Consider the following 9,098-nt stretch of genomic DNA (forward strand, 5'->3'; position numbering starts at 1 on the left):
GTGTGGAAATCACCCCGGTGCCAAAGGGAAAAGGCTTGCAGCGATCAGTGACGGATGGCGCAGCCGCACTGCGACATTTCGCCAGGCACATATTTGCCGTGATGCGAATGGCGCACCTGCAACTCACCCTGCTGCCAGGCGCGGCTGTGGTCCGGACGCTGATCCAGCAGCCGGTTCAGGGCTTCCGTCACCAGTAAATCACGGCGCGGTGCCCAGCTGCTCAGGTGCCATGTGGAGCCGCGCCTGGCAGCAGGGTGAGTTGCAGGTGCGCCATTCGCATCACGGCAAATATGTGCCTGGCGAAATGTCGCAGTGCGGCTGCGCCATCCGTCACTGATCGCTGCAAGCCTTTTCCCTTTGGCACCGGGGTGATTTCCACACACTGGCGCTGATCTTTGCCGGATTTTTATATCCGCGCAGGTTTTCTTTACGCCTTTTTTATATTGCCGGCGGTTAAATCAGCGCAGCAGGCGGCACTGTGGCGCGCCTTAACCTCAAAGGGAAACATCATGCCCGGCACTATTCTGGTCACACATAATCAGCATCAGTCTTCCACGCTGGCAGCCATTTACGATCGCCTGATGGCGCGACGCGGTGGCCTGTGGGTCTGCTGGGATGGACAACGTACCGTCGCTGCGCAGGAAGCGGCGCGCACGCTTAGCTTTCAGCAGGGTAATGAATACGACAGGCTGCAGTTTGCGCTGACGCGCGCAGAATACGAAGAGGGCTATCACGGCTACGTACATCAGGGGTTGTGGCCGGTGTTTCACCAGCGTCCGGACCTGGCACGTTTCACCAGCGCCAGCTTCCAGGCCTATCGCCAGCTGAATGCGGCTTATGCCCACGCCATCGCCGAATATGCCATGCCGGACGATGTGATCTGGCTGCAGGATTATCACTTCATCCCAACGGTAAAAATGCTGCGTGATACCGGCTTAACTAACCGCATCGGTTTGTTTTTACATCAGCCGTTTCCGTCCGGTCAGCTGTTTGAAGCGATCCCTGACTGGCGCAGCCTGGCAGAGTCGCTGCTGTGCTGCGACCTGATTGGCTTCCAGACCGCGCAGGATATGAATAACTTTCTGCTGTGGCTGGAGAGCGAGTTTCGCGCTGAACGCTTAGGCAGGAACCGCCTGCGCGTGCACGGTCACATTATCACCACCGGCGTGTTTCCGGTCGGGATCGATCTGGCTGAGGTTCAGGCGTTACTTGAGAGCAACAGCTGCCAGTACATGGAACAGCAGAGCCGCGAACATTTGCCGGCCAACACGGTGCTGAGCGGCGGTCATCTCGATGACAGCGCAGGTCTGCCGTATCGCATCAGCGCGCTGGAAGTGCTGCTGCGCCATCATCCCGACTATGCGGGCAACATGATGTTATTGCAGCTGGCTTCTGCTGCCAGCGGACACCCGCACCGGCAGCAGGCGATCAGCCACAATCTGGAAAATCTGTGCGGTGAGGTTAATGGCGTGCACGGTATGCTCAACTGGTATCCGGTCAGCTATCTCAACCACGATTATCGCCGTGAGGAGCTGGCCGGGCTGTATCGCGCGTCGCGGGTGGCGCTGGTGACGCCACTGATGGCGGGCATGAGCCTGATGGCGAAAATGTATGCTGCGCTGCAGGATCCCGCGAATCCCGGCGTGCTGATTCTGTCGCAGTTCGCGGGTGCGGCCGAACAGATGGATGGCGCGCTGATCGTTAATCCTTACGATCCTGATGCAATGGCGGATGCTATCCATACGGCGTTGCGGCTGCCGCTCAGCGATCGTCAGAACCGTCATGCGCGCTTGCTGAATAATCTGCACCGCTATGATTGTCACTGGTGGGCCGACAGCTTCCTCGCCCTGTTAATGGATGAGCCGCAGCCGGAGAGTGTGCAGCTGTGTAGCCGTCACCTGTCGGGCGCAGGCATAAGCGGGCGGTTACGTTATTGATAAGCAGGCAGGGACAGAGCGGGGCTAATGTCGGGTGTTTTTGCCCGTATTATCACGGTTGCGAAAAATATGGGTCACGTTATCGCTACCTTTTAACGCCACCGCTTCGCCCTGTGGCGCACTTTTGCTGTTCTGCACTTCAGCAATCGCATAGCGAAACGCGCGCTGGCGTGCCGGATCGGTTTCCGTTGCCGCCATTGCGCGTAGCTTTTCCAGCAGCGCGGTAGTGGTTACCGGTTCGGCGCGTTTCAACAGCTGCAGCACGGCATCACCCATGACAATGTCGGCCAGTTTTTCATCTTCACTTCTATACATAAAAGCTCTCAGTATCCGCGTTGCGTTTAGCATTGCCTGGTGCAGGTAAACCAAAGCCTAATCAACGACTGATAGTGTCGCTCTTCCTCTGTCGGAAATGTGTGACCTGCTGAGCGAAATGTTTCCCCGACAGCACCCTTAAACTTATACAACAAAAGCGCTTCTGTACAGGCGGGAGTGCGAGTGGCACGGGTTTTTAGCCACATAATCCCTGACAAACAGTGGCTTGAATCAGATATTAATAGCGGTGCGCATTAATGCGCACCCTACAGTGAGGGTGCAATTTCCCGGTAGGGTCGCCATTGATGGCGACCGAATCATGGCTGACTGTCGATTCGTTAAAACATAACAAGCGCTGCCGCCGTCATCCTGCACCGATACCCGCCCCGGCGCTAATCGCTGCTGCCCAGAATATCCATAAACTCCTGCACTGGCCGGTCGTAGACGTTCATACTGCCGGGACGATCGCTGAGCCAGGCCACAGCCAATTCCCAGCACACATCAACGTCGCTAATGCGGCAATAATGCAGCGTCGTGCTGCGCGCTTTCACTACCTGTTCGGGCAGCAGGGCAATCCCCATATTGCGCTCAACCAGACTCAGCAGGGTTTCCAGATCGCTGACTTCAAACGTCACTTTGCGGCTCAGCCCCTGCAGGGCAAAACTGTTGTCATTCACCTTGCGGGTGCCCTGGCCGGCTTCGAAATCGATAAACGACTGCTGCGCCAGTTGTGCCATGGTGACGTCCGGCTGCATCGCGGTGAATCCGGCATAATCGGCGGCGAACGCTACTACGATTTCATCGCAGGCGATGATGCGCGACGACAGCCGGTCGGAGACTTCCTCCACCGGCATAATCGCCAGATCGATCTGCTGATTGTGCACTTTTGCGTTGAGCTTCGCCGATGATCCCTGACACAGCTTGACGTCAAAATCCGGAAAGCGACGAATAAAGGTTTCCAGTAATTGCGGCAGATCGATAAACGGCGGCACGCTTTGCACCGTGCCAATCGACAGGGTTCCGGTCTTAAGCGCCACGATCGCTGCCACTTCCTGCGACGCTTTTTCGACAAAGGCGCCGATGGTTCTGGCGTAATCAAGAAACACTTTCCCGGCCATGGTCAGGCGCACCTGGCGAGTGGAGCGGATAAAAAGCGGCGTGCCCAGTTCCTCCTCCAGCTGTTTGATCGAGGTGGACAAGGCCGATTGCACAATATGCATACTCTGTGCGGCGCGGGTGAAATTTTCATGTTCCGCCACGGCGATGAAGTGCCGCATCTGGCGCAATTCCATCAGTTATCTCCATAAAAGATGAATTTAATCACAATAATGAATTTTACAGATTAACGATACGCGGTAAAAATTTGTCCGGCAATCGCCTGTTCGCCGCGCGGTTTTGCAGGAAGGCAGAACAATGTCTTCTGTGCACCTGTACGGCGGCATTTAATGAGAGGAATCTGTTATGAGTTATGTTGCATCGCCAGCGCGTTATCAGACCAACATGCAGTACCGTAAAACCGGCAAAAGTGGCCTGGTGCTGCCGCTGATCTCGCTGGGGCTATGGCAGAATTTTGGCGGCGTTGACGTGTTTGAGACCGGCAGAGCGATCCTGCGCCACGCGTTTGATAACGGCATTACCCATTTCGACCTGGCTAATAACTACGGTCCGCCAGCGGGATCGGCTGAAGAAAACTTTGGCCGCTGGCTGGCGCAGGATTTTGCCCCGTATCGTGATGAACTGATCATCTCCAGCAAAGCCGGCTGGGATATGTGGCCGGGTCCGTATGGTGGCCCGACCGGCACCCGCAAACATCTGATTGCCAGCTGCGATAACAGCCTGCGCCGCATGGGGCTGGATTATGTCGATATCTTCTACAGCCATCGCGTTGATCCGAATACGCCGCTGGAAGAAACCATGGGCGCGCTGGTACAGTTGCATCGTCAGGGTAAGGCGCTGTATGTCGGCATCTCTTCCCATTCGCCAGAGCTGACGCGTCAGGCCGCTGCGATTCTGGCCGATGAGAAAGTGCCGCTGTTTATTCATCAGCCCAATTACTCGATGCTAAACCGCACGATTGAGCACGGGCTGCTCGATACGCTGGCGGAGCTCGGCAGCGGTTGCATCGCCTTTTCACCGCTGGCACAGGGCATGCTGACCAGTAAATACCTCAACGGCGTACCGCAGGGCGCGCGCGCCGGCGGCAGCGATCCGCGTCTTTCTGCCATGCTCAGCGAAGAGAACCTGGCAAAAATTCGTGCGCTCAACGCGATTGCTGAAGCGCGCGGTCAGACGCTGGCGCAGATGGCGATCGCCTGGGCGCTGCGTGATGAGCGGGTCACTTCTGCGCTGATTGGTGCCCGCACGGTTGATCAGTTAAGCGATTCCCTGCGCGCGCTGGACAACCTGACCTTTACGGCACAGGAACTGGCGGATATTGATCGCTACGCCACCGAAGGTGGGGTGGATATGTGGCGCGTCTCTTCCCAACTTAAATAATGCCCGGCGCAACGCGGCGCGCTTTATCGCTGCGCCTGCTGTAACCGCACGGCGCGGCGAAATGCATTGGGTGACTGACCCGTTTCACGCTTAAAAGCATGACTGAAGGCGCTCTCTGAGGCGTAACCCAGCGTCTGCGCTACCACGGCCACCGCCTCATTTTCCTCCTGCAACGCACGCTCCGCCAGCCGCATGCGCCACGCCGTCAGATAGGCTATCGGCGTGATGCCGACCACCTGGCGAAAATATTGGGCAAAACGGGTGCGCGACATGGCACAGGCACGCGCCAGCTCGTCCAGATGCCAGTTGCGCGCCGGATCGCCATGCAGCCGCTGTAACGCCGGTGCCAATCGCGCATCGCTCAGCGCCCGCAGCCAGCTGGCGGGCAGTGCGCTGCTGGTTTGCAAATGCGCCCGCAGAATCTGGATGAACAGCAGTTGTGCCAGCTGGGCCGTTGCCAGCTGCGATCCCGGCTGGACATGCTGGCCTTCCTGCACCAGTTGATCCAGCACCCAGCGGAATGATGCCGCCTGCGGTGACGCCGCCGGTACCTGAATCCAGGGAGGTAATACGTGGGTCAGTAAACGACCACTGGCAGGATCAAGCAATACATGGCCACCGATATGGACAAAATCTTCGCCGCTGCCAATCGGCGCATGGCCTTTTCCTGCGCCATAAAACACGCTCATGGCGTCAACCGGCGGTTCGTCCGGATGGCTGGCCAGCACGAAGGCGCGTTTAGCGCTCAGCAAGCCGACGTCGCCGGTGGCAAAGTGGAACGGTTCAGATTCGCCCTCCAGTATGACCCAGCAACTGCCTTTGATAATGGCGAAGAATTTAATTTTATCGGGCGCAGGGAAACGCAGCGCCCAGCGTCCGCCCGCGGTAAAACCGCCGGTCAGCAGTGATTCAGCGCGAACGAATCGCAGAATGTCGGAAAAGGGGTCAAGGCTCATTTCTGTACTATCACGCAAGTAAAGTGCATTGGCAAGCATTCAAAATCCGCCCTCCGCCGCTTAACGTAGAGCGCGTCGAATGAACGATGCTTGTGATGAGGAAGAAAAATGAGTAATGACAAAGTTCTGGTTACCGGTGGCAGCGGGTTTATCGCTCAGTACTGCATTATTGCGCTGCTGCAGCAGGGCTATCAGGTGCGAACCACCTTACGTGATGCCGAACGTGAAGCAGAAGTCAGGGCGCATCTGTTACAGGCCGGGGTGGTCGCAGGTGAGGCGCTGCAATTTATCGTTGCCGATTTAACGGCAGACGCGGGCTGGGAAGACGCGGTGGCGGGCTGTCGCTTCGTGCTGCATGGCGCTTCTCCCACCCCGACCGGCAACCAGGTAAGCGAAGCTGACTGGGTGAATCCGGCGATTGAAGGAAATCTGCGCGTATTGCGCGCCGCGCGCGATGCAGGCGTTAAACGTGTGGTGCTGACCTCGGCGTTTGGCGCGGTCGGTATCGGACATCCAGCGGACCATCCGCGCCCCTTTACCGAGCGCGACTGGAGCGATGTCAGCGGCGATGTGTGGCCGTATCAGAAATCGAAAACCCTGGCAGAACGCGCCGCCTGGCAGTTTATTGCTGAGCAGGGTAACGGTCTGGAACTGACCACGGTGAACCCCGTGTCGGTGCTGGGGCCGGTGCTGGGTGCTGACTATTCACATTCGATTCGCATTGTGAAGGAGCTACTGGAGGGGCAGCCAGGCTGTCCTGACATCAATTCATGTTTTGTTGATGTGCGTGACGTGGCCAGTCTGCACGTGCTGGCGATGACCCACACCGCCGCGCAGGGGCAGCGTTTCCTTGCCAGTTCGGGGCACAGCCTGCCGCTTATTGAGGTGGCGCGCACGCTCAAAACCCATCTGGCAGCAGAAGCAGAGAAGGTTTCGCTGCAGCCAATGAGTGACGCCATGGTGCGGGCGGCGGCAGCGCAAAATCCGCTGATGACGGGAATGGTAAAACTGCTGGGCGTTGATATGAACGTCAGCGCCGCTAAAGCTGGCTGGCTGCTGAACTGGCACCCCCGCAGTCCGCAGGAGGCCATTCTTGCCACCGCGCGCAGCCTGATTGCGCTGGGGCTGGTAGCAAACCACTAGTCTGACTGCGGCATTTATCATCACCCTGGTGACGCGCAGATGCTATATAAATGATAACAATTATCATATATAGCGATTGATGAGGATATCATGCCGTCTCCACAGGTGATAAACGCCGACTGCTGTATCGTCGGCGGCGGTCCGGCCGGCTTAATGCTGGCCTATTTACTGACGCGCGCTGGCCTGCGCGCGGTCGTGATTGAGAAGCACGCCGATTTTCTGCGCGATTTTCGCGGCGACACCATTCATCCCTCAACCCTGGAGATCATGCACCAGCTGGGTCTGCTCGACGCGCTGCTGGCGCTGCCGCATCAGCGCGCGGAAAAGTTACAGGCGGAAGTGGGCGGGCAGGAGATCACCATGGCCGATTTCTCCCGTCTGCCGTTGCGCTGCCGTTTTATCGCCTTCATGCCGCAGTGGGACTTCCTCACTTTCCTCGCCGCCCAGGCGACGCACTATCCCGGTTTCACGCTGCTGAAATCCACCGGTTTTGACGATTTTCTTTATCAGGATGGCGTAATCGCAGGCGTGAAAACGTTACAAGGTCACGAAATTCACGCGCCGCTGGTGATAGGCGCTGATGGCCGTCGCTCGGCGGTGCGGCAGAAAGCCGGGCTGGTGGGTAAAAGCTTCGGTGCTCCACGCGATGTGGTGTGGTTCCGGCTGGATAAACAGCCGGACGACCCCGAGCTGGGGATGGGCCACAAGGGGCCGAAGCAAAACTTCATCGTCATTGACCGCGGCGAATACTGGCAGTGTGGATTCACCATTCAGAAAGGCGAATTCGAGGCGCTGAAGCAGGCCGGGCTCGACGCGCTGAAAAACCGCATGGCAGAGGTTGCGCCGCTCAGCGTGGCGCGCATGGCGCAGCTGCAGGATTGGCAGCAGCTGAGTCTGTTATCCATCCGTATCGATCGGCTGGACAAATGGATGAAGCCCGGCGTGCTGTGCATTGGCGATGCCGCACATGCGATGTCACCGATTGGCGGCGTGGGCGTGAACCTGGCGATTCAGGACGCGGTGGCCAGCGCCAATTATCTGTCGCGGCCGTTGCAAAACGGCACGCTCACGCTGCGGGATTTGGAGAACGTGCAGCGGCGGCGGCAGTTTCCGACGGTGGCGACGCAATTCCTGCAGATCAAAATGAGCAGCGGCAAGCGCCCGCGTACCACGCCCAGTAAGGTTCCGCAGCTCATCAGCCGCTATCCGTTTTTACGCCATCTGTTTGGCCGATTGATTGGCATGGGTTTCCGCCCGGAACGGCCACGTCTCGCCGGAGAAAAAACGTAGCCGGGTAATTATTGCAATTGCGATGCTTTTGTAACATTAAATTAACTTTTTCGGCGGGCTATCATTAAAAAAATTGCTTAATCAGGGAGGGGATTTAATCACTTTGTGCCTTATTTGTCGGCAGATATAACCTGAACGTCAACGCGATCTCAACGAAGCGTAAATGGCGTGTGGCGGGTGAATAGCGGGATTACGCGATGATAAAGGTTTTCTATTGATTTCAGCGGTGACACAAGGTTGGCGGAAGCCACAGTTTGATTATGGTTAAGGGGCATGACACAAACCATAAGAAACTGAGGAAGACAGCAGGTATGAAACTGGAAAACTTATCTCGCAGAAGCTTTATGGCCTTCGCGGCGGGTGGCACCGTGGCGCTGGCGGCCGGCAAGGTCCATGCCCACGACGGCAAGGTGGCGACTTATCCGGCGAATGATCCCAACCATCCGCGCGACCCAGGCCCGCACGATCCGGTGCGCGAAGCGCTGAATCCGGATCTGGTCGATCCGCCAGCAACCGACAGCGGCACATTACCCAACCTGCGCTTTTCGTTTAGCGATGCGCACGTGCGCAAGGGCAGCGGCGGCTGGACGCGCCAGGTGACGCAGCGCGAACTGGGCATTTCCACCACCATCGCTGGCGTCGATATGCGGCTGGATAAGGGGGGCATCCGCGAACTGCACTGGCACAAAGAGGGTGAGTGGGCCTACATGCTGTACGGCAATGCGCGCATTACCGCGCTGGATACCGCAGGTGGCTGGTTTGTCGATGACGTCGGCGTGGGCGATTTATGGTATTTCCCGCCGAACGTGCCGCACTCAATTCAGGGCCTCGGGCCGGACGGCTGCGAATTCCTGCTGGCCTTCGACAACGGTAATTTCGATGAAGACAGTACCTTTCTGCTCAGCGACTGGTTCAAACATATCCCGCCTGAAGTGCTGGCAAAAAACTTTGGCGTGCCGGC

General features: G+C 57.7%; 9 protein-coding genes and 1 pseudogene. 6 read left to right on the top strand and 4 right to left on the bottom strand.

The features are described from left to right. Positions 1-44: 44 nt before the first annotated feature. A complete protein-coding gene (locus ERD80_RS21860; RefSeq protein ID WP_248295888.1) occupies positions 45-191 on the bottom strand; it encodes a hypothetical protein in 147 nt (48 codons plus the stop codon). Between the two features lie 50 nt (positions 192-241). Here ERD80_RS21860 and ERD80_RS21865 point away from each other — a divergent pair. Next, positions 242-337: pseudogene (locus ERD80_RS21865) on the top strand (LacI family transcriptional regulator); the annotation flags it as partial. 172 nt (positions 338-509) lie between these two features. Next, positions 510-1,937, top strand: a complete 1,428-nt coding sequence (locus ERD80_RS21870; protein ID WP_136548533.1) for a trehalose-6-phosphate synthase — start codon at positions 510-512, stop codon at positions 1,935-1,937. A gap of 24 nt (positions 1,938-1,961) precedes the next feature. On the opposite strand, the gene ERD80_RS21875 is transcribed toward ERD80_RS21870, so the two are convergent. Both ERD80_RS21875 and ERD80_RS21880 read right to left on the bottom strand, forming a co-directional pair. Next, the gene (locus ERD80_RS21875) at positions 1,962-2,252 is read right to left on the bottom strand and encodes a hypothetical protein (protein ID WP_058770280.1); all 291 of its coding nucleotides are present in this window, start codon (positions 2,250-2,252) and stop codon (positions 1,962-1,964) included. 392 nt (positions 2,253-2,644) lie between these two features. Continuing rightward, entirely contained in the window at positions 2,645-3,544 is a 900-nt protein-coding gene (locus tag ERD80_RS21880) for a LysR family transcriptional regulator (protein WP_058770278.1), read from the bottom strand. A 169-nt stretch (positions 3,545-3,713) separates the two neighbouring features. Here ERD80_RS21880 and mgrA point away from each other — a divergent pair, with 169 nt between their 5' ends. Then, positions 3,714-4,748: an L-glyceraldehyde 3-phosphate reductase gene (gene mgrA / locus ERD80_RS21885; protein ID WP_021508994.1), complete on the top strand. Its 1,035-nt coding sequence runs from the start codon at positions 3,714-3,716 to the stop codon at positions 4,746-4,748. Positions 4,749-4,771: 23 nt separating this feature from the next. Here the strand turns inward: mgrA and ERD80_RS21890 are convergent, their stop codons facing one another. Next, positions 4,772-5,704: an AraC family transcriptional regulator gene (locus tag ERD80_RS21890; RefSeq protein ID WP_058781557.1), complete on the bottom strand. Its 933-nt coding sequence runs from the start codon at positions 5,702-5,704 to the stop codon at positions 4,772-4,774. A gap of 108 nt (positions 5,705-5,812) precedes the next feature. Between ERD80_RS21890 and ERD80_RS21895 the strand changes: the two genes are divergently transcribed. The 3 genes from ERD80_RS21895 to ERD80_RS21905 form a co-directional block, all read left to right on the top strand. Next, entirely contained in the window at positions 5,813-6,847 is a 1,035-nt protein-coding gene (locus ERD80_RS21895) for an aldehyde reductase (RefSeq protein ID WP_136548535.1), read from the top strand. 90 nt (positions 6,848-6,937) lie between these two features. Further along, positions 6,938-8,137: an FAD-dependent oxidoreductase gene (locus ERD80_RS21900; protein ID WP_136548537.1), complete on the top strand. Its 1,200-nt coding sequence runs from the start codon at positions 6,938-6,940 to the stop codon at positions 8,135-8,137. Between the two features lie 344 nt (positions 8,138-8,481). Beyond that, a partial coding sequence (locus tag ERD80_RS21905) for a cupin domain-containing protein (RefSeq protein WP_211145612.1) occupies positions 8,482-9,098 on the top strand: 617 nt, incomplete at its 3' end.

This window comes from Pantoea sp. R102, assembly GCF_004916815.1.
GTDB classification, from domain to species: domain Bacteria; phylum Pseudomonadota; class Gammaproteobacteria; order Enterobacterales; family Enterobacteriaceae; genus Pantoea; species Pantoea dispersa.